This window comes from Streptomyces sp. NPDC044984 (genome assembly GCF_040646935.1).
Taxonomy (GTDB): domain Bacteria; phylum Actinomycetota; class Actinomycetes; order Streptomycetales; family Streptomycetaceae; genus Streptomyces.
Window position 1 is genome coordinate 53,557 of the sequence record NZ_JBEZBE010000028.1, and the last position, 26,100, is coordinate 79,656.

The 26,100-nt window shown below is 72.2% G+C and carries 24 protein-coding genes; 10 read left to right on the top strand and 14 right to left on the bottom strand.

Features of this window, described 5'->3' with window-relative positions; translation table 11 throughout:
* The first annotated feature begins 82 nt into the window (after window positions 1-82).
* Window positions 83-1,423, top strand: a complete 1,341-nt coding sequence (locus AB0A94_RS27375) for a M14 family metallopeptidase (RefSeq protein ID WP_361748544.1) — start codon at window positions 83-85, stop codon at window positions 1,421-1,423.
* 9 nt (window positions 1,424-1,432) lie between these two features.
* Here the strand turns inward: AB0A94_RS27375 and AB0A94_RS27380 are convergent, their stop codons facing one another.
* The 6 genes from AB0A94_RS27380 to AB0A94_RS27405 form a co-directional block, all read right to left on the bottom strand.
* Entirely contained in the window at window positions 1,433-2,008 is a 576-nt protein-coding gene (locus tag AB0A94_RS27380; protein ID WP_361748545.1) for a hypothetical protein, read from the bottom strand.
* Between the two features lie 238 nt (window positions 2,009-2,246).
* Window positions 2,247-2,579 carry a hypothetical protein gene (locus AB0A94_RS27385; protein ID WP_361748546.1) on the bottom strand — a complete coding sequence of 111 codons (333 nt, stop codon included), beginning with the start codon at window positions 2,577-2,579 and terminating at the stop codon, window positions 2,247-2,249.
* 137 nt (window positions 2,580-2,716) lie between these two features.
* Window positions 2,717-4,204, bottom strand: a complete 1,488-nt coding sequence (locus AB0A94_RS27390) for a gluconate:H+ symporter (RefSeq protein WP_361748547.1) — start codon at window positions 4,202-4,204, stop codon at window positions 2,717-2,719.
* A gap of 132 nt (window positions 4,205-4,336) precedes the next feature.
* Window positions 4,337-4,747, bottom strand: coding sequence for a RidA family protein (locus tag AB0A94_RS27395; protein ID WP_361748548.1), 411 nt, complete (start codon window positions 4,745-4,747; stop codon window positions 4,337-4,339).
* Entirely contained in the window at window positions 4,744-5,508 is a 765-nt protein-coding gene (locus AB0A94_RS27400; RefSeq protein ID WP_361748549.1) for an IclR family transcriptional regulator, read from the bottom strand. The genes AB0A94_RS27395 and AB0A94_RS27400 overlap by 4 nt, the downstream gene beginning before the upstream one ends.
* The gene (locus AB0A94_RS27405) at window positions 5,505-6,587 is read right to left on the bottom strand and encodes a sugar kinase (protein WP_361748550.1); all 1,083 of its coding nucleotides are present in this window, start codon (window positions 6,585-6,587) and stop codon (window positions 5,505-5,507) included. Before AB0A94_RS27405 ends, AB0A94_RS27400 begins: the two co-directional genes overlap by 4 nt.
* Before the next feature lie 134 nt (window positions 6,588-6,721).
* On the opposite strand from AB0A94_RS27405, the gene AB0A94_RS27410 reads away from it, so the two are divergent.
* Window positions 6,722-7,987: an amino acid deaminase gene (locus AB0A94_RS27410; RefSeq protein ID WP_361748551.1), complete on the top strand. Its 1,266-nt coding sequence runs from the start codon at window positions 6,722-6,724 to the stop codon at window positions 7,985-7,987.
* A gap of 9 nt (window positions 7,988-7,996) precedes the next feature.
* Window positions 7,997-9,607, top strand: coding sequence for a D-aminoacylase (locus tag AB0A94_RS27415; RefSeq protein ID WP_361748553.1), 1,611 nt, complete (start codon window positions 7,997-7,999; stop codon window positions 9,605-9,607).
* Window positions 9,608-9,638: 31 nt separating this feature from the next.
* Here the strand turns inward: AB0A94_RS27415 and AB0A94_RS27420 are convergent, their stop codons facing one another.
* The gene (locus AB0A94_RS27420; protein WP_361748554.1) at window positions 9,639-10,571 is read right to left on the bottom strand and encodes a serine protease; all 933 of its coding nucleotides are present in this window, start codon (window positions 10,569-10,571) and stop codon (window positions 9,639-9,641) included.
* A gap of 231 nt (window positions 10,572-10,802) precedes the next feature.
* Window positions 10,803-11,654, bottom strand: a complete 852-nt coding sequence (locus AB0A94_RS27425; protein WP_361748555.1) for a hypothetical protein — start codon at window positions 11,652-11,654, stop codon at window positions 10,803-10,805.
* 124 nt (window positions 11,655-11,778) lie between these two features.
* Here AB0A94_RS27425 and AB0A94_RS27430 point away from each other — a divergent pair, with 124 nt between their 5' ends.
* Window positions 11,779-12,990, top strand: a complete 1,212-nt coding sequence (locus AB0A94_RS27430; RefSeq protein ID WP_361748556.1) for a pyridoxal phosphate-dependent aminotransferase — start codon at window positions 11,779-11,781, stop codon at window positions 12,988-12,990.
* Window positions 12,991-13,082: 92 nt separating this feature from the next.
* Window positions 13,083-13,508, top strand: a complete 426-nt coding sequence (locus AB0A94_RS27435; RefSeq protein WP_361748557.1) for a hypothetical protein — start codon at window positions 13,083-13,085, stop codon at window positions 13,506-13,508.
* A 141-nt stretch (window positions 13,509-13,649) separates the two neighbouring features.
* Here AB0A94_RS27435 and AB0A94_RS27440 read toward each other — a convergent pair whose 3' ends face one another.
* The 4 genes from AB0A94_RS27440 to AB0A94_RS27455 form a co-directional block, all read right to left on the bottom strand.
* On the bottom strand, window positions 13,650-15,377 hold the full coding sequence (locus AB0A94_RS27440) for an Ig-like domain repeat protein (RefSeq protein ID WP_361748558.1): 1,728 nt from the start codon (window positions 15,375-15,377) through the stop codon (window positions 13,650-13,652).
* 233 nt (window positions 15,378-15,610) lie between these two features.
* On the bottom strand, window positions 15,611-17,653 hold the full coding sequence (locus tag AB0A94_RS27445) for an NACHT domain-containing protein (protein WP_361748559.1): 2,043 nt from the start codon (window positions 17,651-17,653) through the stop codon (window positions 15,611-15,613).
* 153 nt (window positions 17,654-17,806) lie between these two features.
* The gene (locus tag AB0A94_RS27450; protein WP_361748560.1) at window positions 17,807-18,082 is read right to left on the bottom strand and encodes a DUF397 domain-containing protein; all 276 of its coding nucleotides are present in this window, start codon (window positions 18,080-18,082) and stop codon (window positions 17,807-17,809) included.
* Window positions 18,063-18,917, bottom strand: coding sequence for a helix-turn-helix transcriptional regulator (locus AB0A94_RS27455; protein WP_361748561.1), 855 nt, complete (start codon window positions 18,915-18,917; stop codon window positions 18,063-18,065). The genes AB0A94_RS27450 and AB0A94_RS27455 overlap by 20 nt, the downstream gene beginning before the upstream one ends.
* A gap of 160 nt (window positions 18,918-19,077) precedes the next feature.
* On the opposite strand from AB0A94_RS27455, the gene AB0A94_RS27460 reads away from it, so the two are divergent.
* Both AB0A94_RS27460 and AB0A94_RS27465 read left to right on the top strand, forming a co-directional pair.
* Complete coding sequence (locus tag AB0A94_RS27460) at window positions 19,078-19,281, top strand: hypothetical protein (RefSeq protein WP_361748562.1); 204 nt, start codon at window positions 19,078-19,080, stop codon at window positions 19,279-19,281.
* Entirely contained in the window at window positions 19,281-19,700 is a 420-nt protein-coding gene (locus AB0A94_RS27465) for an ATP-binding protein (RefSeq protein WP_361748609.1), read from the top strand. The genes AB0A94_RS27460 and AB0A94_RS27465 overlap by 1 nt, the downstream gene beginning before the upstream one ends.
* A 72-nt stretch (window positions 19,701-19,772) precedes the next feature.
* Here the strand turns inward: AB0A94_RS27465 and AB0A94_RS27470 are convergent, their stop codons facing one another.
* Entirely contained in the window at window positions 19,773-21,266 is a 1,494-nt protein-coding gene (locus tag AB0A94_RS27470) for an ATP-binding protein (protein ID WP_361748563.1), read from the bottom strand.
* 101 nt (window positions 21,267-21,367) lie between these two features.
* Complete coding sequence (locus AB0A94_RS27475) at window positions 21,368-22,129, bottom strand: NUDIX domain-containing protein (protein WP_361748564.1); 762 nt, start codon at window positions 22,127-22,129, stop codon at window positions 21,368-21,370.
* 164 nt (window positions 22,130-22,293) lie between these two features.
* Between AB0A94_RS27475 and AB0A94_RS27480 the strand changes: the two genes are divergently transcribed.
* From AB0A94_RS27480 to AB0A94_RS27490, 3 genes are read left to right on the top strand one after another with little or no spacing between them, the layout of a single operon-like run.
* Complete coding sequence (locus tag AB0A94_RS27480; RefSeq protein WP_361748565.1) at window positions 22,294-23,370, top strand: hypothetical protein; 1,077 nt, start codon at window positions 22,294-22,296, stop codon at window positions 23,368-23,370.
* A 16-nt stretch (window positions 23,371-23,386) separates the two neighbouring features.
* On the top strand, window positions 23,387-24,565 hold the full coding sequence (locus tag AB0A94_RS27485) for a toxic anion resistance protein (RefSeq protein ID WP_361748566.1): 1,179 nt from the start codon (window positions 23,387-23,389) through the stop codon (window positions 24,563-24,565).
* On the top strand, window positions 24,562-26,100 hold the full coding sequence (locus tag AB0A94_RS27490) for a VWA domain-containing protein (protein WP_361748567.1): 1,539 nt from the start codon (window positions 24,562-24,564) through the stop codon (window positions 26,098-26,100). The genes AB0A94_RS27485 and AB0A94_RS27490 overlap by 4 nt, the downstream gene beginning before the upstream one ends.

Genomic DNA, 26,100 nt, shown 5'->3' on the forward strand with positions numbered 1-26,100 from the left:
CGGACCATGTCACTCCGTGACGATGACCGCACCGCACCACGCACGTCGCCATGGACAACCCCACCTCCCACAAGGAGACTTCATGCGACTCCGCATCCGCGGCAGACGGCGCTCCGCCGCGCTCGCCGCCCTCCTCGCCCTCGCCCTCGCGGCGCCCCTGTCGCTGACGGCGACCCAGGCCGGCGCCGACAGCGCCGAGCGGGCCGCACCCTCGGCCGACGACGTCCGCCAGTACGAGATCCACCAGCGCACGACCCCCGTGACCCGTACGGCGATCCAGCGCTCCGGCGTCACCGTGGACGAGGCCGACGAGGAGACCGTGGTGGTCTCCGGGCGCGCGGACCAGATCCGGGCCCTGCGGCAACAGGGGTACGAGGTCACCCCGTTGGGCTCCGCGCCCGACCGCTCGTCCGCCGCCGACGGCACACGGCTCTTCGACTTCCCCTCGGCCGACTCCCGCTACCACAACTACGCCGAGATGACCGCGGAGATCGACCAGCGGCTGTCGGCGTACCCGAACATCATGAGCAAGCGGGTGATCGGCAAGTCCTACCAGGGCCGCGACATCGTCGCCGTCAAGATCAGCGACAACGTGGCGGCCGACGAGAGCGAACCCGAGGTCCTGTTCACCCACCACCAGCACGCCCGCGAGCACCTGACGGTGGAGATGGCGCTGTACCTGCTGCGCGAGCTCGGCGCCGGGTACGGCAGCGACTCCCGGATCACCAACATGGTGAACGGACGCGAGATCTGGATCATCCCGGACCTCAACCCGGACGGCGGCGAGTACGACATCGCCTCCGGCTCCTACCGCTCCTGGCGCAAGAACCGCCAGCCCAACTCCGGCTCGTCGTACGTCGGCACCGACCTGAACCGCAACTGGGACTACCGCTGGGGCTGCTGCGGCGGCTCCTCGGGCTCCACGTCCTCCGAGACGTACCGCGGCTCCGCGCCCGAGTCGGCCACCGAGGTGAAGGTCGTGGCGAACTTCGTGCGCAGCCGGGTCGTCGGCGGGGTGCAGCAGATCAAGGCCGGCGTCGACTTCCACACCTACAGCGAGCTGGTGCTGTGGCCGTTCGGCTACACCTACTCCGACACCACGACCGGGATGACGGCCGACGACTACAACGCGTTCCGGACCGTCGGCCAGAAGATGGCCGCCAGCAACGGCTACACGCCCCAGCAGTCCAGCGACCTGTACATCACGGACGGGTCGATCGACGACTACCTGTGGGGCACGCACAGGATCTTCGGCTACACCTTCGAGATGTACCCGGGCTCCAGCTCCGGAGGCGGGTTCTACCCGCCCGACGAGGTCATCGAGCGGGAGACGTCCCGCAACCGGGACGCCGTCCTGCAGCTCCTGGAGAACGCGGACTGCATGTACCGCTCCATCGGCAAGGAGGCGCAGTACTGCCGTTGAGGGCGGCCGCTACTTCCCGGCGTCGTCCCCGGTGCTCTCCGCGGCCTCGGTGCTCTCCGCGGCCTCGGTGGACTCGGCGGACTCGCCGGCGTCGTCCTCGAAGTACTCGTCCAGGACCGCGTCCAGAGCCGTGTCCCACTCGGCGAAGCGGCTCCTGGACGGGGCCTCGACCTCCAGCGGGTACCAGCGGCTGTCCGGGGTGTGGACGGTGACCGTCCAGCGCTTGCCGAAGCGGGCGGTCTCCGTCTCCACCGCGCCGATCTCGTCCCAGCGGAACTCGCACTCCTGGTCGTCCAGACGCAGGCGTACGCCGCTGTGGTCGGCGACGATCCGGGCGCGGCGGTCGGACGCCTCGAAGACGGGACCGTCGGGGACCGCGTCCTCCTCGGGCGCGGCCTCCGCCTCCGGCTCCGGGGTGGCGTCCTGCTCCGGGGCCGCCCCGGGGTCGGTGTCCTCCGGCTCGTCCGTCTTCGCCTTCGCTTCCACCTCCCGGCCGGACGCGGGTGAGGTGAGCCCGGGGATGAAGGCCGGGTCGAATCCGGCGCCCTCCAGGGGCTGGCTGCTCGAACCTATGCGCTGCTCCACACCGCAGGAGTATGGTCGATAAACCTGTGCCGGGAACAGCCACCCCGCCGTTCATTCGCGCTCACCCACGTCACAGTGGTGCATCGGCCGTCAATCGGCCGTCATTCGTCCATGAACACGATGCGCCGCGTCCTGCCCCGGCGCCCGGTACGGGCGTCACCGCGCCCCGGCCGGCGGGCACCGCGCGTTCCCGGCCCCAGGCGCGGATCTCCCTCGATCTGCTCGGGGTTGCTCACGCTCAGCGGCCGTACGTCGGCGAAGGTGTCGACGACGAAGGCCCGCGACGGCGGCGGCGGTCTGCGGGGGGCCAGTCGCGGGTGCCCTGGGCGAGGCCGAGGGTGTACTCGGCGGCGTCCTGCAGGGTTCCGCCGCCGATGCCGGCGACGGCTTCCCGGAGCAGCCGCTCGACCGCGAGGACGGGTGACTCCCCCGTCGTGCCGAGGCGTTCGCGGGCGATGCGGGAGAGCTCCGGGGTGTCGAGCCCCCGGAGCCTGACGACTCCGGCCCGCCGCACCGCCCTCACCTCGGCGAGCACCGCGGCGTGATCGGGCCGGCGAGGGGGAGGCGACATGGCATCAAGAATCCCATCGCCGTCTCCGCCCTCACAAGCCCGATCCGGTGCTCCCCCGGTTTCCATTGCAGCGCACGGGCCGGGCGGAGGCGGGTCTCTCCCCGGTCGCTTCCCGGTCGTCCCGGCGCCCGGGTGGCTCACACGACGAGGCTCAGCGCGGCGGCGACCACGAAACCGGCCACGGACAGCACGCTCTCCAGCACCGTCCACGTCTTGAGCGTGTCCCGCTCGCTGATGCCGAAGTACTTGGCGACCATCCAGAAGCCTCCGTCGTTGACGTGCGAGGCGAAGATGGAGCCCGCCGAGATGGCCATGATGACCAGCGCGACGAACGCCTGCGAGTGGTCCCCCTCGGCCAGCAGCGGGGCCACGATGCCCGCCGTGGTCACGATCGCCACCGTCGCCGAGCCCTGCGCGACCCGCAGCACCACGGAGATCAGGTAGGACAGGACGATCACCGGCAGGCCGACGTCGTTGAAGGTGTCCGAGAGCGCCTGGGCGACCCCGCTGGCCTTGAGGACCGCGCCGAAGACCCCGCCGGCGCCGACCACCAGCAGGATGTTGCCGACCGGCTTGAGGGAGGACGTGGAGACGGTCTCCAGGGACTTGCGGGACCAGCCGCGCCGGATGCCCAGCAGGTAGTACGCGAGGAACAGGGCGAGGGTGAGGGCCACGAAGGGGTGGCCGAAGAACTCGATGACCGAGCGGAGGGTGGAGGGGTCCAGCGCGATCGAGGAGAAGGTGGCCGCGAGGATCAGCAGGAGCGGCGTACCGATGATGCCGAGGACCGTGCCGAGCGGCACCGGCGCCTCCCGCGGTTCGACGCCGGAGGCGCGCTGCTCGGCGGCGACGGCGTCCTTGGCCTCCTGCGCGGCCTCGACCATGTCCTGCGGTACGGCGACGAAGATCCGCTTGCCGATCCAGGCGGAGTAGACCCAGGCGGCGGCGACGGCCGGCAGACCGCAGACGACGCCCATGAGGATGACCCAGCCCAGGTCGACGTGGAGCAGTCCGGCGGCGGCCACCGGGCCCGGGTGCGGGGGCAGGAAGGCGTGGGTGACGGAGAGGCCGGCGAGGAGGGGGAGGCAGTAGAGCAGGATCGACTTGCCGGAGCGCTTAGCGGCGGCGTACACGATCGGCGCGAGGACGAAGATGCCGACGTCGAAGAAGACCGGGATGCCGAAGATCAGACCGGTGAGGCCCATCGCGAGCGGGGCCCGCTTCTCGCCGAACAGGCCGAGCAGCCGGGCCGCCAGCACCTCCGCGCCGCCGCTGACCTCGAGGATCGCGCCGAGCATGGTGCCCAGGCCGATGATGATCGCGACATGGCCGAGGATGCCGCCCATCCCGGACTCGATGGTGGACACCGCGTCCGAACGCTGGATCGTGCCGAAGAGTTCGGTGACCGACAGGCCCGCCATCAGGCCGACGGCTATGGAGACGGCGAGCAGCGCGACGAACGGCTGGAGCCGGACCTTGATGATCAGGAAGAGGAGGAGCGCGATGCCGAGGGCGGCGACGGTCAGCAGGCCCGCCGTGCCGTCGAGGAGGAGGAGCAGTCCTCCGGTGTGCGGTGGTGCCTCCGCGGGTGCGGAGGCGGCGAGCGGGAGGAACGGGTGGGACATGCGGGGGTCCTCTGCGTAAGGGCATGGGGCTTTCGGGCAGGGGGGATCGCGGCACGGCGTCCCAGGGGTGCGGGACGCCGTGCCGTGACGACGTACGGCGGTGAGGGGGATGGGGGGGGAGGGAGGGCGCGGTCAGCCGAGGACGGCGAGCGCGTCGATCTCGATGAGGAGGCCGGCGGGGAGACCGACGTAGACGGTCGTGCGGGCGGCGGGCGGCTGGGTGAGGCCCTGCTCCTCGAAGTAGGTGTTGTAGATCTCGTTCATCTCCGCGAAGTGGTCCACGTCGGTGAGGTAGACGCGGATCATCATCACGTCGTCCCAGCTCGCGCCGCCCTCCTCGAGGATCGCCTTGACGTTGGCGAGGGTCTGGAGGGTCTGCTCGCGCAGGGTGGGGCCGGCGGGCGTGGGCGGCTTGCCCTCCTCGGCGGGCAGGAACCCGACCTGGCCGGCGACCTGGAGGATGTTGCCCTTGCGGACGCCGTGGGAGAACTTCGCGGGCGGGGTGGTGTGGGTCGCGGGGGTGAGCGCGGTCTTCTCGGTCATGCGGAGGTGTCCTTCACTGGGGTTCTGCCGGAGTACTCGCCGCTGATCGCGTCCGCCGTACGGCGCACCAGCGGGAGCAGGGTGAGGAGTTCGTCGGCGGTGACGACGACGTTCGGCGCGGAGACCGACATCGCGGCGACCACCCGGCCGTCGGCACCGCGGATCGGCGCGGCGACGCAGTTGATGGACTCCTCGTGGCCGCCGAGGTCGGTGGCCCAGCCCTGTTCGCGCACCTTGGCCAGTTCCTGGAGGAACGCGGCCGGGTTGGGTGTCGAACGGGACGTGTACATGGGGTAGTCGAGCTTCTCCGCGAGGGCGCGGCGCTCGTGCTCGGGCAGGTCGGCGAGGAGCAGCTTGGCGACGGCCGCGACGGTGATGGCGACGGGCTTGCCGATCCGCGAGTACATGCGGACCGGGTAGCGGCTCTCCACCTTGTCGATGTAGAGGACCTCGTTCTCCTCGTACACGGCGAGGTGGACGGTGTGTCCGCACGTCTCGTTGAGGCGTACGAGGTGGGCGTGGGCGATCTCGCGGACGTCGAGGTTCTCCATCGCCTCCTGGGCGAGGGCGAAGAGGCGGGCGCCGAGGCGGTAGCGCTGGTCGGACTGGCGGTAGACCAGGCCGTGCTCGTGGAGGGTACGCAGGAGGCGGAGGGCGGTGGACTTGTGCACGCCGAGCCGGTCGGCGACCTGGCCGAGGTCGGCGGGGCCCTCCGCGAGCAGCGGGAGGATGCTCAGGGCGCGGTCTACGGTCTGGCTCATGGGGTGCGTGCCTCCTTCTCGGCCCTCTCGTCTTCATCGGCTTGTGTCCAGCCGGGGCCGAGTCGCAGTCTCCCCCACGCGGTGTCGTCCAGGGCGGCCAGGCGGTCGGCGAGGGCGCGGGGCGGGGGTGGGGCGAGGTCGCCGGGGGTGGTGAGGGTGGCGGCGGCGGTGAGGTGGCCGTGGCGCAGGCGGTCCCGTACGGGGAGGTCCCGGAGGGTGGCGGAGAGGAACCCGGCGGCGAAGGCGTCGCCGGCGCCGACGGCGGCGACGACGTCGACGTTCAGGGCCCGCACGAAGGTCGCGGTGCCGGTGGCGTCCTCGCACAGGAGGTCGTCGGTGTCCTTGTCGAGGGCGACCGCCCCGCCCCTGCCCTGCTTGACGACCACGATCTCCGGTTCGGGCAGCGCCTCCCGTACCGCGCGGGCTCCGTGCAGCCCCCACGCCTCGCGCGCCTCGTCGTCGCCGACGAAGACGATGTCCGCGCCGCGCGCCAGTTCCAGCAGCACCTCCGGGCCGTGTGCGTCGCGCCACAGGGCCGGGCGGTGGTTGACGTCGAAGGAGATCAGGGGGCGGTCGGGGCGGGGGGCGGTCAGCTCGCGCATCAGGGCCAGGCAGTCGGCCGACAGCGCCGCCGTGATGCCCGACAGGTGCAGGATGCGTCCCGCGCGTACCGCCTCCAGGTCGAGGTCCGCGACCGTCATCGCGGAGGCCGCCGAGCCCGCGCGGTAGTACGCGACCTCGTGGGCGTCGGTGGAGCGGTCGCCGGCCGTGCGGAAGTAGATGCCGGTCGGGCGGGCCGGGTCGCGGCGGACGTGGGACACGTCGACGCCGTAGCCGCCGATCGCCTCGACGAGGTGGTCGCCGAAGCCGTCGGCGCCGACCCGGCTGATCCACCGGGTGGTGTGGCCCGCCGCCGCGAGCACGCACGCCACGTTGGACTCCGCGCCGCCGATGCCCCGGTCGAAGGAGGGGACGTCGGCGAGGCGGCCCGGCCGGGTGGGCAGGAACGTCACCATGGACTCGCCGAGCGCGACGACGTCCACGACGTCGGGGGCGTTGCAGGGTCCGGTGACGGTCACGATGACGGGGCTCCTCGTCGGGTGGAGGGGCGCGCTGTCCGTTGACCGCGCGTGGCCGAGATGTTAGACAGCGGTAAGCGTTATACGCAACGAGTGTTGCAAGACATGCAACACAGCTGATCAGGGAGGTTCCGATGGTCCTCGACGCTCTCGCCCGCCTTACCGAGGAACGGGTCGACCACCGTTTCAAGGGCCTCCCGCCGGACGCCGAGGGGCTGACCGTCGGTGAATTGGCCGCGCAGCGCCGCAACCTCTTCACCGACGGCTTCACCACCCCCGTGCTCGCCCTCTCCGCCGAGCGCCTGGAGCACAACCTGAGGCTGATGGAGACGTACGCCGCCCGGCACGGGCTCGCCTTCGCGCCGCACGGCAAGACGTCCATGGCGCCGCAGCTCTTCCAGCGGCAGATCGAGCACGGGGCGTGGGGCATCACGCTGGCCGTTCCGCATCAGGTGCGGGTGGCGCGGGCGTACGGGGTCCAGCGGGTCTTCCTCGCCAACGAGCTGGTCGACGGGGCGGCCCTGAAGTGGATCGCACGCGAACTGGACTCGGATTCCGGCTTCCGGTTCATCTGCTACGTCGACTCCGTGCGCGGGGTCGAGCTGATGGACGCGGCGCTCGCCGGGGCCTCCCGCCCCGTGGACGTGGTCGTCGAGCTGGCCGCCGGTGAGGGCGCGCGCACCGGTGTGCGGACGGAGGCGGAGTGCGCCGCCGTCGCCGACGCCGTGGCGGGCGCGCGGGGGCTGCGGCTGGTCGGGGTCGCCGGGTACGAGGGCGAGGTGCCGCGGGCGGACCCGGAGCGGGTGCACGCCTGGCTGCGGCGGCTGGTGGCGCTGGCCGTGGAGTTCGACAAGGCGGGCCGGTTCGCGGGCCTCGACGAGATCGTGGTGAGCGCGGGCGGCAGCGCCTGGTTCGACGCGGTGGCCGATGTCTTCGCCGAGGTCCCGGACCTCTCCGCGCCCGTGCTGAAGCTGCTGCGCTCGGGCGCGTACGTCTCGCACGACGACGGTCACTACCGCGAGCTGACCCCCTTCAACCGGGTCCCGGAGGAGGGTGCGCTGGAGCCGGCGTTCCGGCTGTGGACGCAGGTCGTCTCCCGGCCCTCCCCCGAGCAGGCGTTCACCAACGCGGGCAAGCGGGACGCGGCCTACGACCTCGACCTGCCGTTCGCCCAGGTGGTCCGCCGGGACGGGAGCGAGCGCCCGGCCACCGGGATCTCGGTGACCGGCCTGTCCGACCAGCACGCGTGGCTGCGCACCACCGGGGAGGCCGACCTGGAGGTCGGGGACTGGGTGGGGTTCGGTCTGTCGCACCCCTGCACGTCGTTCGACAAATGGGTGCTCATCCCCGTGGCGCAGGCGGACGGCACGGTGGTCGACTACGTCCGTACGTTCTTCTAGGAGGCCGGCATGGAAGAGCTCGTCATCCGGGACGCGGACGTCGTCGACGGCTCCGGCGACCATGCGTACCGCGCGGACGTGGTCGTGGACGGCGGCCGCATCGTCTCCATCGTGAAGGAGGCGGCGGACGCGGGCTGTCAGCGCCCGAAGGCCCGCCGCGAACTGGACGCCGAGGGGCTGGTGCTGGCCCCCGGCTTCATCGACATGCACGCCCACAGCGATCTGGCGCTGCTGCGCGACCCCGACCACAGCGCCAAGGCCGCACAGGGCGTCACCCTCGAAGTCCTGGGCCAGGACGGGCTGTCGTACGCGCCGGTCGACGACCGGACGCTGGGCGAGGTGCGCCGGGCGATCGCCGGGTGGAACGGCTCCGGCGACGACGTCGACGTCGACTGGCGGTCGGTGGGCGAGTACCTGGACCGGCTCGACCGGGGCATCGCGGTCAACGCCGCGTATCTGGTCCCGCAGGGCACGGTCCGCGCGCTCGCCGTCGGCTGGGAGGACCGCGCGGCCACGCCCGAAGAGCTGGACCGGATGCGGCGGTTGGTCGCGGAGGGCATGGAGCAGGGCGCGGTCGGCATGTCGTCGGGGCTGACGTACACGCCCGGCATGTACGCCGAGGACGCCGAACTGACCGAGCTGTGCCGGGTGGTGGCGTCGTACGGCGGCTACTACTGCCCGCACCACCGCTCCTACGGTGCCGGGGCGCTGGAGGCGTACGAGGAGATGGTGGCGCTGACCCGGGAGGCCGGCTGCCCGCTGCACCTCGCGCACGCCACGATGAACTTCGGCGTGAACAAGGGCCGGGCGCCCGAGTTGCTGGCCCTGCTGGACGACGCGCTGGACGCCGGGGCCGACATCACCCTCGACACCTACCCCTACACCCCGGGCTGCACCACCCTCGTGGCGCTGCTGCCCAGTTGGGCGAGCGAGGGCGGTCCGGAGGAGGTCCTGCGGCGGCTCGCGGACGACGGGACCGCCGAGCGGATCCGGCACCATATGGAGGTCACCGGCTCGGACGGCTGCCACGGGGTGCCGGTGGAGTGGGAGACGATCGAGATCTCGGGGGTCGGCGACCCGGCGCTCGGCGAGTACGTGGGCCGTACGGTCCTTCAGTCGGCGCGGGCGCGCGGCGAGTCGCCCTGGACGGTCGCACGGGAGCTGCTGCTGAAGGACAGGCTCGCCCCGACGATCCTCCAGCACGTGGGCCACGAGGAGAACGTACGGGCGATCATGCGGCACCGGGTGCACACCGGCGGCTCGGACGGCATCCTGCAGGGCGCCAAGCCGCACCCGCGCGCGTACGGGACGTTCCCGCACTACCTCGGGCACTACGTGCGGGAGCTGGGGGTGCTGTCGCTGGAGGAGTGCGTGGCGCACCTGACCGCGCGCCCGGCCGCCCGGCTGCGGCTGCCGGACCGGGGGCTGGTGCGCGAGGGGTACAAGGCCGACCTGGTGCTCTTCGACCCGCGGACGGTTGCCGCGGGGTCGACCTTCGCCGAGCCCCGGACGCTGCCGACGGGCATCCCGTACGTGCTGGTCGACGGGCGGTTCGTGATCGAGGACGGGCGGCGCACGGACGTGCTGGCGGGGCGGGCGGTCCGCAGGACTCCCCACTGACCGCCCGCCCCTGCCCGCCCCCGCCGGCCCTTTACGGCTTGGGGACGGCGCAGCCGCTCGCGCTCAGGTCGAGCTTGTTGTCCACGCCGAAGCAGGCGGGGAACAGGTAGGTCTGCTGGGCGTAGTTGATGCCCTGGCGGACCGTGACCCGGCCGTTCTCGTCGACCTCGCACGGGTTGTTGACCGTGCAGCGCTCGCCGTCCGTGTTGCCGGTGTTGTTGACGGCGACCACCTGGCCGGTGGCGTCGTCGACGACCGGTGAGCCGGAGGTGCCGCCGATGGTGTCGCAGGCGGAGGTGTAACGGACCGAGTCCTTCCAGGTCCAGTCCCCCTCCTTCATGCGGTACGCGAACCCGTCGATGGAGCAGGTGTAGATCCGCTTCCAGTACCCGGACACCACGCTGATGGCCGTACCGGCCGTCGGGCGGGTGCCGCTCAGCTTCAGCGCGTCGATGCCGTACGCGCTCTTGATCCGCGCGTACGTCGTGCCCAGCCGGTAGATCGCGGCGTCCGTGTCGGTCATGGTCGCGTAGACGAGCCGGTCGGCGCGCAGGGTGGCGACCCTGGAGCCGGCGGAGTTCAGCAGTCCGAAGGTGCGGCTGGACGCACGGTCGACGAGGACCTGGCCGGGTGCGGGGAAGCCGCTCTCCAGGCAGTGGCCGTTGGTGAGCACGAGTGCCGGGTCGTCGTCCGCCGAGCCGGGCATGCGGACGACGGAGCCGGAGCAGTTGCTGAGCGAGACGGTCCCGGCGAAGTTCACCGCGCCCGCCTCGGGCGCGGTGAGTCCGGACAGGGTGTCCGCCGCGGTCCCGACCACGCCGTTGACGACATCCGTCAGCGTGGTCGGGGCCGCGTCCGTGGTCGTGTCCGCGCCCGTGGGGGAAGGCTCGGCGGCGACCGCGGGAGCCGCGCCCGCCCCGGCGAAGGCCAGGGCGCAGAGCGCGACGACGAGAGGTTTTCTCATGGGGGTCCCCTCTTGCGGCGTCGGGCGGCCGGGAATCCTCCGACCGCCCACAGAATTGTCATGCGCATTGTCAGCACGTGGGCGGCGGGGGGACAAGGACTTGTTTCCGGCCGGTGGCTTCGTCGCGCGTTCAGGGTCCCCCGAGGGGGCGGGGGCGGAGGCGACGGGCGCGGGGGGAGTCCGTGTGAAGGTGGTGGACGGAGGGGGCGGAGGGGATGAAGGGGCGGGCGGTCACCTGGACCACTTCGGGCCCTGGCCCCTCCCCGGCCGGTCGCCGGAGTCGCCCGGGTCGGCGTCGCCCGGCTCCGTGGTGACGGGGGGAGCCACCGTCGGACCGTCCACCGGTGCGGAGGTGGTGCCGGACGACGGCTCGGACGGCGACCCGGTCGACGGCCCGGCCGACACCCCGCCGGACGGGTCCTCCTCGCCCTTGCGGCCCTCGTCCGGGGCGCCCGCCCCCGGGGAGCCCATGCCGGCCGAGGGACCGTCACCGGCGGACGGCTCCCCGGCGGGGGAGGACGCGCCCGCCTCCCCGGACGGCGCACCCGGTTCCCCGGACGACGCCCCGGCCTCCCCGGCCGTCGGTCCCGTACGGCCGCCCTTGCCGCCGGAAACGCCGAACGGCGAGCCCGAGAAGGCGAACCCCGCGATCAGCGCCGCCACCGACACCGCGCCCACCGCTCCGGCGACCGTCACCGCGCGGCGCGAGCGCCGGGCACCGGCCGCGCGCCGGCCGCGCCCGCCCGAGCCCCGGCGCGAGCGTCCCGCACCGTCCGCGCCGCCCGCACGGGGACCGGGCACGCCGGGCCGCGGCCCGTCCTCCCCTCGCACGGAGGGCGCGTCTCGTACGGAGGACGCGTCCCGTACGGAGGACGCGTCCCGTACGGAGGGCGCGTCCCACTCCCCCACCGACGGCAGCTCGCGCGTCTCGTCGTACACGCTCTGCCAGCCGTGAGCACTCGCCGGGTCGACGTACGCGTCGTACTCCGGGGACGGGGAGGCCTGTGGGAGGTACACGTTCGGCGGACCCTGGGGCGCCGGCGTGCCGTTCCCCCCATCGGCGTACGGAGAAGGGATGGACATGGCGGCGCATTGTAGGGAAGCGGGGCGCTCCAAGGACAGCGAGCGGACGAACCACCCGAATCGGAGCGTCTCACGTGGCGGAAAACACGGTCCGGGGGTCCATACCGGGCCGTAAGCTCCCAGCATGCAGGTGATCCAGTCGACCAAGCTCGCCAACGTCTGTTACGAGATCCGGGGCCCGGTGCTCGAGGAGGCGATGCGGCTGGAAGCGGCCGGTCACCGCATCCTCAAGCTGAACACCGGCAACCCGGCGGCGTTCGGCTTCGAGTGCCCGCCCGAGATCCTGGAGGACATCCTCCGCAACGTGTCGACGGCACACGGCTACGGCGACGCGAAGGGCCTGCTGGCCGCACGCCGGGCGGTCGTCATGCACAACCAGACCCTCGGCATCGAGACCGACGTCGAGCACGTCTTCATCGGCAACGGCGTCTCCGAGCTGATCGTGATGGCGATGCAGGGCCTGCTGGACGACGGCGACGAGGTGCTCGTCCCCGCGCCCGACTACCCGCTGTGGACGGCGGCCGTCTCCCTCTCCGGCGGCACGGCGGTGCACTACCGCTGCGACGAGCAGTCCGACTGGATGCCGGACCTCGCCGACGTGGAGCGCAAGGTCACCGACCGCACCAAGGCGATCGTCATCATCAACCCGAACAACCCGACCGGCGCGGTCTACGACGAGGCGGTCGTCAAGGGCCTCACCGACATCGCCCGCCGCCACAACCTGCTGGTCTGCTCGGACGAGATCTACGACAAGATCCTCTACGACGACGCGAAGCACGTCCCCACCGCCTCCGTCGCCCCCGATCTGCTCACCCTCACCTTCAACGGCATGTCGAAGGCGTACCGGGTGGCCGGCTACCGGGTGGGCTGGATGTCGATCTCGGGGCCGCGCGCCCACGCCGACTCCTACATCGAGGGCCTGACGATCCTGGCGAACATGCGCCTGTGCGCGAACATGCCGGGCCAGCACGGCGTGGTCGCGGCGCTCAGCGGGCGCCAGACGATCAACGACCTGGTGCTGCCGGGCGGGCGGCTGCGCGAGCAGCGGGACACGGCGTACGAGCTGCTGACCCAGATCCCGGGCGTGAGCTGCGTGAAGCCGAAGGGGGCGCTGTACCTCTTCCCGCGGCTCGACCCCGACGTCTTCAAGATCAAGGACGACCGGCGGATGGTGCTGGACCTGCTGCGCCGCGAGAAGATCATGGTGGTCCAGGGCACCGGCTTCAACTGGCCGGAGCCGGACCACTTCCGGGTGGTGACCCTGCCGTCGGTCACCGACCTGCGGGACGCGGTCGGGCGGATCGCCCGCTTCCTGGACGGCTACGGCCAGCCCTGAGGCCTTTTCGCGGGCACCGCCCTTACGAACGACTCAACTTTAGACTGAATCTAAGCTAGGATGGTTTCCTGTTGCACCACAGGAGGCCATCCATGTACGAACCGATCCGTGCCAAGTCGGTCCACAGCACGATGGCCGGCACCCCCCACGACTTCCCCCACCGCTCCCGTGAGGAAGAGCTGGACATCCAGCTCGCGGGGCACCTCGCCGCGCTGCTCGCCGTCACCGACGAGCTGCGCGCGGCGGCCCCCTCGGCCGATCTGGACGCCGCGGCCGAGCGGCTCGCCGGGGAGATAGCCCGCCTGCGGGGAGGACGTACGCCGGCCCGCGCGTCGGCGACCACGACGGGCCGCGAGCCGAACGCGGCGGCCCTGCACCGGCGGGCCCACGCGCTCGCCGGCCGCGCCCTGGTCGTCGCCGCCTCCCGTGCCGACACGGCGGCGGCGATCCTCGCCGCCAAACGGATGGACGCGCACACCGCGGCCCTGGAGCCGCGCGCCCTCGCGTCCTCCCACTGAGCCCTCACGAGGGCTCCCCCCGACGGCCCCGGTCCGCGTGCACCCGCAGCGACGCGCGGACCGGGCGCCACACATCCCCCACCGTCGACGGGGCACCCCGGGCGTGCTGCCCGGGGTGCCCCGTCGGCGTTTCCCGCGCGGTCAGCGCGTGACGCGCACCGTCGCCGACGCCGTGGACCCCTCGTGCAGGTCGTCGCCGGGCCAGCTGACCGTGTAGGTCGTCTCGCGCCGGGTGCGCGGCAGGTCGTCGATGGTGAAGGTGCCGTCGGCGGCGACCGTCACCGACGACAGCGTGCCGGTGCCGAGCCGGTCGGCGCGCTCCACCTCGAGCACGGCCCGCTCCGGCAGCGCCTTGCCCTGCGCGGCGAACGTGCCGGTGATGTGGACGCCCTCGCTCTTCGACGCCTCCGCCGGAGCCGTGAGCGCGATCGAGCTGGCCGCCTTGCCGACGGACACCGTGTGGGTGACGTCGGTGGCCGGGCGGTGGGTGAGGTCGCCGAGGAACGACACGGTGTACGTGGCGTCGCCGACCAGGTCCGGCTCGTCGAGGACGGTGAAGGTGCCGTCCGCCTTGACGGTCGCGGTGCCCAGCTCGTGCGTGCCGTTCGCGTCCGTGCGGGTCGCCGTGACCTTCAGCGGCTCGGCGGGGGCCGGGCCGTCGAACTCCAGCTTCCCGCGCACCGCCAGCGGCTCGCCGGCGGTGGCCCGGCTGTGGGTCAGCCCGCCGGTGAAGCGGCTGTCGTACTGGACGGCCGGCGGCTGGACGATGTGCAGCCAGTACTGGTTGCCGGCGGTGTTGGTGGTGACCGCGAACAGCCGGGAGCCGTCGGCGGACCACTCCAGGCCGCGCGGCGCGACCCGGTCGCCGTCGAGGCTGCCCTCGAAGACGAACTCCAGCGGAGCGGTCGTGTCGGCCGGATCGGCGGGCGACAGCAGCAGGTCGGGCGTCGCGCCGGAGGCCGAGGCGCCGCGCGCCAGGTACTTCCCGTCCCCGCCGAAGGCGACGGCGGAGGCGGAGGCGCCGGACGGCAGCGCCGGGTAGCCGGTCTCGGCGTCGGACAGGTCGGCGGTGTTCAGCAGCCGGGTGCCGGCGGTCGCGTCGGCGACGGCGACCTTGCTGCCGTCCGCCGAGAACGCCATGTCCTTGAGGTTCTGGGCGCCCTTGCCGTCGGCGTCGGCGAAGCGGCGGCCGGCGGTGCGCACCAGGGTCGTCCCGCTCGCGTCGAACACCGCGAGGAACGGGTCGGCGGCCTTGGCGTTCAGCGGCTGGCCCATCATCAGCCGGTCACCGGGGCCCGCCTCGAGCTGGAGCTTGCCGTGGTCCTGCCAGCCGGTGCGCTGCCAGGTGTTGTCGGTCTGGTGGTTGTCCAGGTACGTGAGCGTCGCGTCGCACTCCGAGGTGTAGTTGGCGTACGGCGTGGTGTGGTACGCCCTGCCGCCCGCGAAGGCCAGGCTGCGCCCGCAGGTGTCCGTACCCGCCGTGCCCGCGCTGAGCGACGTGTACGTGGCGGTGTCGTACCGCAGGATCCCCTCGCGGCCACCGACGTAGAGCACGCTGCCGTCGGCGTTCAGAGCGAGGCCGGACACGTGGCGCTGGGTGCTGAGGGTGGTGACGCGCTCGCCGGAGAAGTCGTAGACGGCGATGAGTCCGGTGTTGGTGTAGCTGCCCATGTTGCTGTCGGCGACGTACACGCGCTGGTGCACGGAGTCGACCGCCAGCGCCGAGAACGAGGTGATCGGCAGCTTGGCGACGAGGTCGGAGGCCGCCGCGTGCGCGGCGGGTGCGGCCGCGACGGTCAGGCCGCCGGCGGCGAGCGCGGCGGTGAGCAGCGTGGCCGCGAGACGTCTGGATCGTCGTGCTGTATTCAACTGTGCCCCCCACAGGCTGTGTCGGCGACCCGCACGGAAGGCCGCCCCCAACCATGGAACGGGGAACAGCCGTTCGGGTCGTACAAGATCGGGAGCGTACACCGGCCCGTCCGGATTTCCTCGGGGTTCTTGCCCCGTCGGGCGTGTCCCGTGCCTGGGGGCAGCCCGCGCCGGCGGCCGACCGGGGAGGGTGCTCAGGGCACCCTCCGCGCTCCGTGGGTGGAGACACGACCTCACGGCCGGGCCGCCAGCCACTCCTGCAGTTCACGGTGGCGGAACTGGTAGGCGAAGCCCTCGACGCGCATGATGCCCGCTTCGACGCACCAGTCGAGGAAGCCGCCCAGTCCCGCGGGGAGCCGGCGGCCCGCGACGAGCTTGAAGAGGAGGTAGCGGCGCCAGGCCCGCGCCGCGAGGGCGAAGACGGGGAGGACGCTGAGGAGCGCGCCGTAGGCGAAGCCGAGGACGCTCTCCGACCACTGGGCGATCAGCGAGCCGACCCACAGAGAGGTGACGACCGCCCAGAGGAGCGCGTAGCGCAGTTCCGCACGCAGCGGGTCGCGTGGATCGGTCAGGGTGGCCTGCGGGTGGTCGCCCGTGCTCCAGACGGCCTGCGAGGTCACGAACGACAGGACGTTCGCGGCCAGGACCAACCCGAACAGTGACGGACTGAGGCCCCGGTCCATCAGGAACAACACCCAGCCGATGGCGTACACCACGTTCAGGCCGATCCTCTTCGGCTCGCCCAGCCGCCGCCAGTCGAGGTGACGTGGAACGGGCTGCCGCCGGGTGTTCTCCAGCGCCACGGGCAGCACCTCCTGCATCAGGAACAGCAGGCCGAAGGCGGCGAAGAGGGTCGGGTACGGGAGGCTCTCCCAGGGCGTGAGGCCGATCCGCTCGGCCACGTTGACCGAGACGGCGAACGGCAGGGCCAGCAGCGCGAGCTCGACGTACTGCATCCCGGAGTCGCGTTCCATCCGCCACAACCGGTGCAGCACGAGATCCGTGTCGGAGACCACCTCGTCACGAGGGCGCGGGGCGCCGGCCGACTCGTCCGGCCGGTGATCGTCCCGCAGATGCCCGGCCAGGGTGGTCAGCCACGCCTCGACCTTTGCGGGGTCCCGTCGGCGGCCGGCGTCCGGCCGGTGGTTGTACGTCGACGCGGCGGCGTGGGTGTACAGGCCGAGCAGGTGGGCCGGTACGGCGTCCAACGGCATCGCCAGGAGCGCGTCGGGGGTGCGCAGCGGGCGGCGGTCTTCGCCTTTCTCGGTGTACGCCGTGGTCAGCAGGGCCATCCGCCACGGGGTGTCGAGGACCCGGGCCAGCCCGCGCGGGGTGCCGGTCCAGGTGAGGGCCTCGGCAAGCCGCCGCCATCCGGGCAGCCATTCCCCCGTCTCGTCCTGGCCGCTCCTGCCCAGGAACGCGAGCTGCTGGTCACTGGAGAGCGGCTGGAGGGTGACGACGGTGGCGTGTTCGAGCCTCTCCTTCGACTTCAGGGCGTTGTACCGGTCGGCCCGGCAGACCACCACGAGCGGCGCCTGACCCGTCCGGCCGTCGTACTCGCGGTTGAGCCGTTGCAGGGCCTTCAGCGCACGGCTCTTCGCGGGCGGCACGCCGGGCGGGTCCATCTCGTCGAGGCCGTCGAGGATGGGCAGGAGGAGACGTTCGTCGAGAAGTTGGCGTGCCACGGCCCTGGAGCGGACCAGGCCTCTTTCCTTCAGGTAGCCGGACAGCCAGTCAGCCAGCTCGAGTTCGGTGTTCCAGGTGGACAGCGGGATGCGTACGGGCACCGGATCGCCGTCCTGCCAGCCGTCCATCAGATGGGCCATCAGCTGGGTCGCGGCAACCGTCTTCCCGGAGCCCGGACCGCCGAGTACGACCAGGCGGTCCTTGCATCGTGACGAGGTGAAGTAATCGCCCAGCGGATCCGACACCGTGACCCCGGGATCGGCGGAGTCCTTGAAACCGACGGGGATCACATTGTCGGAGCCCGGGAAGTAGCCGCGTGGAGCGGCCATGAGACGCCGGTCCACCCGGCTCTTGACCTCGGCCAGTCGGCGTGCGAGATCCGACTGCTCGGCTCTGACCGTGTAACCCAGCGCGTACAGACTGACACCGACGGCCGCCGCGCCGAGCGCGGTCGCGAGGATGTCGGCCAGTGGGCTGTCGCGCAGCGGCGCGGTGTCCCGGAAGACGAAGAGTCCGGCCGCGCCCATGAAGAAGACGACGGCCAGGACACCCCATACGGAACCGCGATATGCCCCCCGTGTCGCCCTCATGGTTCGGTAAGTCTGGTGAAAAACCGGAGACTTGGCAATGCAGGAGGTACGTGGAGCGCCATTGGTCCCGTCGGGCTGCGCGATGCGGACCGGGCCGGGAGGGTCTCCCGGTTTCGGAGGTGCGCCTCCGAGAACGGAGGAAGCCGGTCCGGGTTACTTGAGGGACGCGACGAACGACGCCCAGGCCGGGGCCGTGATGGTGAGGACCGGGCCGTGGGGGACCTTGGAGTCACGGACGGGGACGACGGTGGTGTGGGCGTCGCAGACTTCGAGGCAGTCGCCGCCGTCACCGTTGCTGTGCGTGCTCTTGCGCCAGCGGGCGGCGGCGGGGAAGGCTTCGGCTACCTCCACGCAGTCACCGCCCGTGCCGTTGCTGTAGCTGCTCTTACGCCAGATGGCAGTGCTCAAGTCAATCGCGCTGCTTGCCATTTCGTACATCCTCAGCCGTTTGTTGAATTAGGGCGAGGGACGCCTCCGGTGGCAGTGCGGCGGCCCTGAGCAGATCGTACGACCGGCGGTAGTCCTCCACGAGGGCCGGATCGTCCATGGTGTCCCCACTGTGCTGAGACTCCAAGTAGACCAACGGCGGGGCGTCGGGGAAGGTCATGATCTTGGCCATCCCCATCATGAGCGGATGCGGTCCACAGTTCCACGGGAGAATCTGGGGAACGATCCGGCGGCGGCGTGCCAACGCAGCAATGTGCTCCAACTGTTCTGCCGTCTGTTCTGGGTGAAGGACCGGTTGCCGCAGCAGCACCTCGGACAGGATCGCCCAGTACATCGGCGTCTTGTGGTTGTCCTCGAAGAGGCGAGCCCGTGCCAGTCGCGCACTGACCTTCTCCTCCACCTCCTCGTCCTGAGCCAGCGGCATGGCTGCCTGAACGAGCGCCCGAGCATAGGCGTCCGTCTGGAGCAAGCCGGGAATCAGGGTCGGGCACCACTCCTCGATGGTCTTGGCGTGCTTCTCCGCCTCCAGCACCCGCTCGAAATAGCTCGCGTGCCCCCGCCGCTTCGCCCTCCGTACGTCCTCGCACCGCCGCCGGAAGAACCCGTCCGTACCGAGCACCTTGTCCACGTGCTCCGCCAGCTCCGCCGGCATCCTCCGCGTCCCCCGCTCGATCTCGCTGAGGTGGCTCGGACCGTAGAAGCTGCCCTCCACCAACTGCTGGAGCGTCAGCCCCGCCTCCTCCCGCTTCCAGCGCAGCTCGCTGCCGTAGAAGGTCGGGACGCCCGTCGAGCCGTCGATGTCCTTGCGCTGCCCCATCGTTCACCGTCCTTGATGTGCCGTTACCGCCCGCTACCAACCCCCGCACCGCATACGTGCAGTTCAGGGCCGGGATGCCGAAGGGCTGCCACGCTACGCCGAGCGGCGGCACAGTGTGATCAGTTCGTCACACAGCGCACTGGAAGGTGTGAACCCACCCATGCACAACCCCACCGAAGCCGACGCCTGCGCCGAGGAGTTGCGGGCGGCGCTCGCCGCGCACGGCATCACCCTGCCGTCCCTCGGCGTCGACCTCCCGACCGTCGCCGCCCGCTGCCCCACCCGGCCGCTGATCTCGCTCGGCAACTGCAACCTCCTCACCGCCCGGGCCCTGACCGCCGCCCTCCGCGAGGGGGCCGCGTGATGCGACCGGAGACGACGCTCGACCTGCTCGCGGCACCGGCCGAGCTGTCCGCCGTACGCCGCGCCCTGCACGACTACGGCGCCGACGTCCAGCTCTGCGCGAGCGAACTCGTCACCAACGTGATCCAGCACCTCGGCGAGGGCGTTCCCGTCACCGTCCGGGTACTGCGCGACGACGGCGGACGTACACGCCTGGAGGTCACCGATCCCGACCCGCGTGCACTGCCCGTCCTGCGTGCCACCGTGGACGTCGACGCGGAGTCGGGGCGGGGGCTCGCACTGCTGGACGCGCTGGCACTCAGGTGGGGCGTGGCGCACGGGCCCGGCGGCAAGACCGTGTGGTGCGAGCTGGGCCCGGGGGCGCCGGAGGACGGCGCCGTCCCGGGCCGGGGTGCGATGTCGGTGGCGGCGTCCGCTTGAGTGCGGACGGACCCGGCTTCCGTTCGGCGCGGCCCCTCCCGGCCGACGTCGCGCAGGGAGCACCGGCCGGGCTCACGAGCCGGTGTAGAGCCGCCGCAGGTCGACCAGGACCACCTCGCCCCGGTCCGCGGCCGCACGCAGTTCCGGCTCGAAGCCGGCGCCGCTGTAGCAGGCGGGTGTGGCGTGACCGGTGTCCACGCCTCGCGCCGCGAGCAGGTCCAGCATGCGGCGCAGGCGTTGCAGGTGCCCGAGGTGCATCACCTTGTTCCACTTCGCCTCGCCCACGGACAGCAGGATGCCCTGGTCCTGGCCGATCGCGCCGTGCACCACGACATCGGCTTCGATGCCGGTGCGGCTCACGGGGTCGGCGACGGTTCCCGAGGAGACCTGGATCGGCATGCCCCCGAACGTCTCGGGGTCCGCGTGCCACTCGACCCACTCCCGGCACAGCCGTTCGAAGTGCGGCCCCACGACCTTGCTGAGAAACGTGGGACGGCTGTGTTCCCAGACCTTGGCGGCTCCCCGGCGGCGGCTGAGGAGTGCCGTCTCGGGCCGTACGACCGCATGGTGGAAGCTGATCAGCGGCTCGGCGACGTGGTACGTGGTGCGATTGCCCCGGAAGGCGTCGGGCTCGGCGGTCAGCAGACCGCAGTTCCTCAGGACGGTCAGCGGGAGGGAGATGTCCGTGGCCTTGCGGCCCACCGCACTCGCGATGCCACCACTGGTGCGGTTGCCGCCCGCCACCGCGGCCAGGACCGAGTGGTACAGCGACCGGTCGCGCAGGTCCGGCTCCGCCGCGAGCAGGTACGGGGCCTCGCCGTGGATCGGCCGGGCCGGGTTGAGCACGGTCCGGCAGACCCAGGCGTCGAAGTCGTCGGCGCCGTCCGGTACGTCGTCGTCGACGAACTCACGCCGGTAGGCGGGGGTTCCGCCGACGATCGCGTGGACGAGGACCGCCAGCCGCGGGTCGTCCTGGATGCCCCAGAACTCGGCGGCCTCCCGGAAGCCGAGGGAGTGGACCACGAGGTCGAGATTGGCGCGGCCGTAGAGCGGGGAGGCCCCGGAGAGCAGCCCTCCCATGAAGGACATCGCGCTGCCGCACAGCAGGATCCGGGGCCGCTCCCTGCGGTGACGTTCGGAGCGCACGCCGAGGGCGGCCTGCAACTGGGACGGGAGGGCGGGGGCGTTCCGCACCAGGTACGGGAACTCGTCGATCACCACCGGCAGCGGCCGGTCCCCCGCCAGCCCGAAGAGCATCTCCAACGCCTCGTCCCAGTTCGCGGGCCGAGGGGGGACGGCGGTGCCGGTGAAGCGCGCGACCGCCTCGCCCAGCAGCCGCAGGGACTCGGTCGCCGACGCCTCGACGGCGGAGTAGTAGAAGCCTTCGGTGGCCTCGGCCAGGGCCTGGAGCAGGAAGCTCTTTCCCTGCCGGCGACGGCCGGACACCACACCGAGCCGGGGTCCCGTGCCTTCAGCGGTGGCGAAGGCGGTCAGCTCGCTCCATTCCCACTGCCGGTCGAACATGTCCGAGGGTCTCGGCAGGCTGCGCGCTGCGGGCCGGGCCATGGGCACCTCCCTGGTCTCGGAAGCGATCTCGGAAGCGCGCCTTTTTTTAGAGGCACACTTCTTATAAGTACGCCTCTAAGAACGAGCGGAACCGGTCCGCGTCACTCCCTCAAGCGTGCGGACACGGTTCGTGGCAGGTCGGGGGCAGGCTCGCGGCCGCCGTGGCGGCGGAGGACGGGGGCCAGGTAGGGCACGTGCGGGCCGGTGAGGTCCGCCAGGTCGGCGGGGGTGCGGACGAGGGCGAGCCGGTCGAGTTCGGGGACGCGGCCGAGGGCGCGCTCGGCCGCCGTGAGGGCCGTGTGGCGTTCGTGCAGCCAGGCCGCGGGGCGGGGCGGGGCCTGGAACAGGACGCCGACGCTGCCCTTCGCGCCCCGGGTGACCTGCCAGGGGGTGAGGTCGTCGGCCGGGGTGTCGATGCCGGTCTCCTCGGCCAGTTCCCGGGCCGCGTGGCGGCGCAGGGCGGCCGGGTCGAGGGGTTCGCCGTCCGGCGGGGGCTCGACCGAGCCGCCCGGGAGCTGCCAGCGGCCGGGTGAGGCCGTCCAGGCCGCCATCCGGCCGATCAGCAGCCGCCCGTCGTCCGCCGGCTGCGCGACCGACACGAACAGGGACGGCAGCCGTACGGTCGCGCCGGGCACCTTGCGCAGGACGTAGTACCGGTACGTCGCCCGGACCCAGGTCAGGACGAGGCCGTGGCGCTCGTCGTGGTCCAGGCCCGTGCATCCGGCCACCGGCCCGTCGAACAGGGCCGGGTTCGCCCGGACCGCGGCGTCCCAGGCGTCGTCCATGGCACGCCGGTCCCGCGGGGACAGCCGGGGCGGCGGGGCTTCGACCAGCCGCAGCCGGTCGGCGGCGAAGAGATCCATGCCGGGACCGTACCGGGGCCGTCCGGCGTGTCGTCGCCTTGCTCGCGCCGGTACGCGGGCCCGCTGCGGAGTGGCCGGTTCCCGTTGCGTACCGGTATCGGCCGGACACCGGCCGTTCACCGGGGCCGCCGGGGAACGTTGGGTTCCACAGGGATGCTCCGGGTGTGAGACGAATCATGGGGATCGTCCTCGCGGTGCTGCTGATCGGTGGCGTGGTGGCCGCCGTCGTCGCGGGCCGGGACGACGAGGAATCGGGCACGGCAACGAAGACCGTGCGCATGGTGATCGGATCGGAGAAGGCCGAGTTCTTCGCCGATCCGGACGTGGTGAAGGCCCTCGCCGCCAAGGGCTACACCGTCGAGGCCGAGACCGCCGGGTCCTGGGCCATGGAAGGGCTGGACCTCGAGGGGTACGACCTCGCCTTCCCGTCCAGCCGGGCGCCCGCCGCCGAACTGGCCGAGAAGTACGGGGTCCGGGGGATGCTCCCGCGCCCGTTCTACTCGCCCCTCGTCGTCGTGTCCCGCCGCGGGGCCGCCGAGGTGCTGGCCGCGAACGGGCTGGCCGAGCTCGACGAGGAGAACCCGGGCACGCTGAAGATGGCGGCCTACCTCGACGCGGCCGAGCGCGACCGCACCTGGCAGCAACTCGAGGGGGCCGGGAAGTACGGGGAGCTGACCGGCACCCTCTACATCTCCAGCACCGACCCGGAGAGCTCCAACTCCGGCGCGCTGTACCTCGCCGCCGCCTCCTACGTCGCAGGCGGCGGCAAGGTGGTCGCGAGCGACGCCGACGTCGAGCGCACCGCTCCCCTGCTGCGCAAGCTGGTCAGCGTCCAGGGCGCCCAGCAGACCGGCACGGACGCGGCGTTCCGGGACTTCGTCAGCGGCGCCGGCAACCCGCTCGTCCTCGTCTACGAGTCCCAGGTTGCCGCGCTCCTCGACGAGCAGCAGAACGCGGACGACCTCGTCGTCCTCTACCCGGACACCACGGTCAACAGCGACCACACCGTCGTCCCGCTCACCGGGAACGGCCGGGAACTGGCCGAACTCCTCGGCACCGACCCGGCCCTGCGCAAGCTGGCCGTCCGGCACGGCTTCCGCCCACAGGGCGACGTGGCCGAGTTCGCGGCCGCCGCCGTGGGCCGCACCGCCTACCTCAAGCAGCGACTGACCGGCGTCCGCCAGGCGCCCGTGCCCACCTCCGCGGTGCTGCGCGAACTGGCGCGACGGGCGCGCGGATAAGGGGGAACAGCAACCGATGAGCAGCAACGCAGACGGCGACTTCGTCCTCACGCCGCCCGAGGCCGTCACGCCCGTGCCGCGGGAGAAGGCCGGCGGGCTCGTGCCCGTCGACGACGGCGTGCGCGCCGACATGGCGGCCAAGGCCGCCGCGTACGTCGAGGGGCTGGCCGCCCTCGACGCCCGCTCGCCCGAGTTCGCCGGCAAGGTCGGCGAGATCACCGCGCTGGGCGCCGGCGAGATGCGCGCCGCCACCGCGCAGTCCAACCGCATGCTGGAGCGCGCGGTCCGCAGCCTGCCCGACAAGGGCGGTGACGCCCGGTCCAAGGTCGCCGGGTCGCTGGTCGAACTGCGGCGCGTGGTCGAGGACCTGGACCCGCGGGACCTGCCCGCGGGCAAGGGCCGCACGTTCCTGTCCCGGCTGCCGGGCGGCAACAAGCTGCGCGACCACGTCGCCAAGTACGCCTCCGCTCAGGGCACCCTGAACCGGATCGTGGGCTCCCTGCGGGGCGGGCAGGACGAACTGCGCCGCGACAACGCGGCGTTGCAGACCGAGCGGGTCCGGCTGTGGGAGACCATGGGCAAGCTCCAGGAGTACGTCGTCCTGACGGAGGCCCTGGACACGGCCGTCGAGCGGCACATCACCGGGGTCGAGGCGGCCGACCCCGCGCAGGCCGACTCGCTCCGGGCCGACGTCCTCTTCCCCGTCCGGCAGAAGCAGCAGGACCTGCTCACCCAGCTCGCGGTGTGCGCGCAGGGCTACCTCGCCATGGACGTCGTACGCCGCAACAACGACGAGCTGATCAAGGGCGTGGACCGGGCGGCCACCACCACGGTGTCCGCGCTGCGGATCTCCGTGATGCTGGCGTCCGCGCTGGACCACCAGAAGAAGGTGGTCCAGCAGGTCGACGCCCTGCGCGGCACCACCGAGGAGCTGATCCGGGGCAACGCGGAGATGCTGGCGACGCAGAGCGGGGAGATCCAGCGCATCGCCGCCGACCCCGCGGTCGGGGCGGAGACCCTGCGGACCGCGTTCCAGCAGATCTACCGCACCCTCGACGCCATCGACACCTACAAGGTGCGGGCGACCGAGGCGATGGCGGCGACGGTGGAGAACCTGACCTCCGAACTCCGGCAGGCCAGTGCCTACTTGGAGCGCAGCCGGTCGCAGGGCGCGCTGGAGGGAGGACTCGGATGAGACGACGGTCCCTGGCCGCGCTGCTCGCCGCCGGCGCGGCCCTGCTGAGCGCGTGCACCGCCGCACCGGAGGAGGAGAAGGACCCGTACGCCGCCGAGCCGGGCACCCTGCGGGTCCTGGCCTCCAGCGAGCTCAGCGGCATGACGGCGGTGCTGGAGCAGGTCGAGAAGGACACCGGCGTCACCGTCCGGCCGACCTGGATCGGCACCCTCGACGCCGTGGACATGCTGGCCGCGGGGAAGACGGACGGCAGGTACGACGCGGTGTGGCTGTCCTCCAACGACTACCTGCGGCTGCGCCCCGAGGCGGCGGAGAAGGTCGTCTCGGAGACACCCGTGATGTCCAGCCCGGTCGCCGTCGGCGTCAAGCCGGCCACCGTGCGGCGGCTGGGCTGGAAGCCGGAGGACGTCACCTGGTCGCAGATCGACCGGGCCGTGCGGGAGGGGGAGCTCACCTACGGCATGACCGACCCGGCCCGTTCCAACTCCGGCTTCGCCACGCTGGTCTCGGTCGCCTCGGCGCTCTCCGGAGCCCAGTCCGCGCTCACCGACGCCGACGTGACGAAGGCGCGCCCGCGGCTGGAGGAGTTCTTCCGGGGGCAGAAGCTGACCTCGGGCTCGTCGGGCTGGCTGGCCGGCGCCTACGCCCGCCGCGGCGACATCGACGCGCTCCTCAACTACGAGTCCGTCCTGAAGGGGTTCAAGAACCTGACGGTGATCCGCCCGAAGGACGGTGTCGTCACCGCCGACTACCCGCTGTCGTCGCTCGCCGCCACGGACCAGGAGACCCGCGACGACGTGCGCCGGGTGGCCGAGGCGCTGCGCACGGACGGCGTGCAGCGGCTGATCACCGACCGTACGTTCCGCCGGCCGGTCGTCGCCTCCGTACCGCCGGCGGCCGGCCTCGACACGAGCAGGCGGCGCGAACTGCCCTTCCCCGGCGACCTCTCCGTCGCCGACGGCCTGCTCGACGCCTACGAGAACGAGCTGCGCCGCCCCTCGCGGACCGTGTACGTCCTCGACACCTCCGGCTCGATGGAGGGCGAGCGCCTCAGCCGGCTGAAGCAGGCGCTGACCCGGCTCACCGGGGACTTCCGCGACCGGGAGGAGGTCACCCTGATGCCGTTCGGGTCGGCGGTGAAGAGCGTGCGCACCCACGTCGTCGAGCCCGACGACCCGCGGCAGGGGCTGGAGGCGATCCGCCGGGACACCGCCGCCCTGCGGGCCGAGGGCGAGACGGCGATCTACACGTCCCTGGAGAAGGCCTACGACCACCTCGGCACCGGCGAGGACACGTTCACCTCGATCGTGCTGATGACGGACGGCGAGAACACGGCCGGTGCCGAGGCGGGCGACTTCGACTCCTTCTACCGGGGGCTGTCCGGTGACCGCCGGAACACCCCCGTCTTCCCCATCCTGTTCGGCGACTCCGACCGGGCCGAACTGGAGCACATCGCCGAGCTGACCGGCGGCCGGCTGTTCGACGGGCAGGGCTCCCTGGACGGGGCGTTCGAGGAGATCCGTGGCTACCAGTAG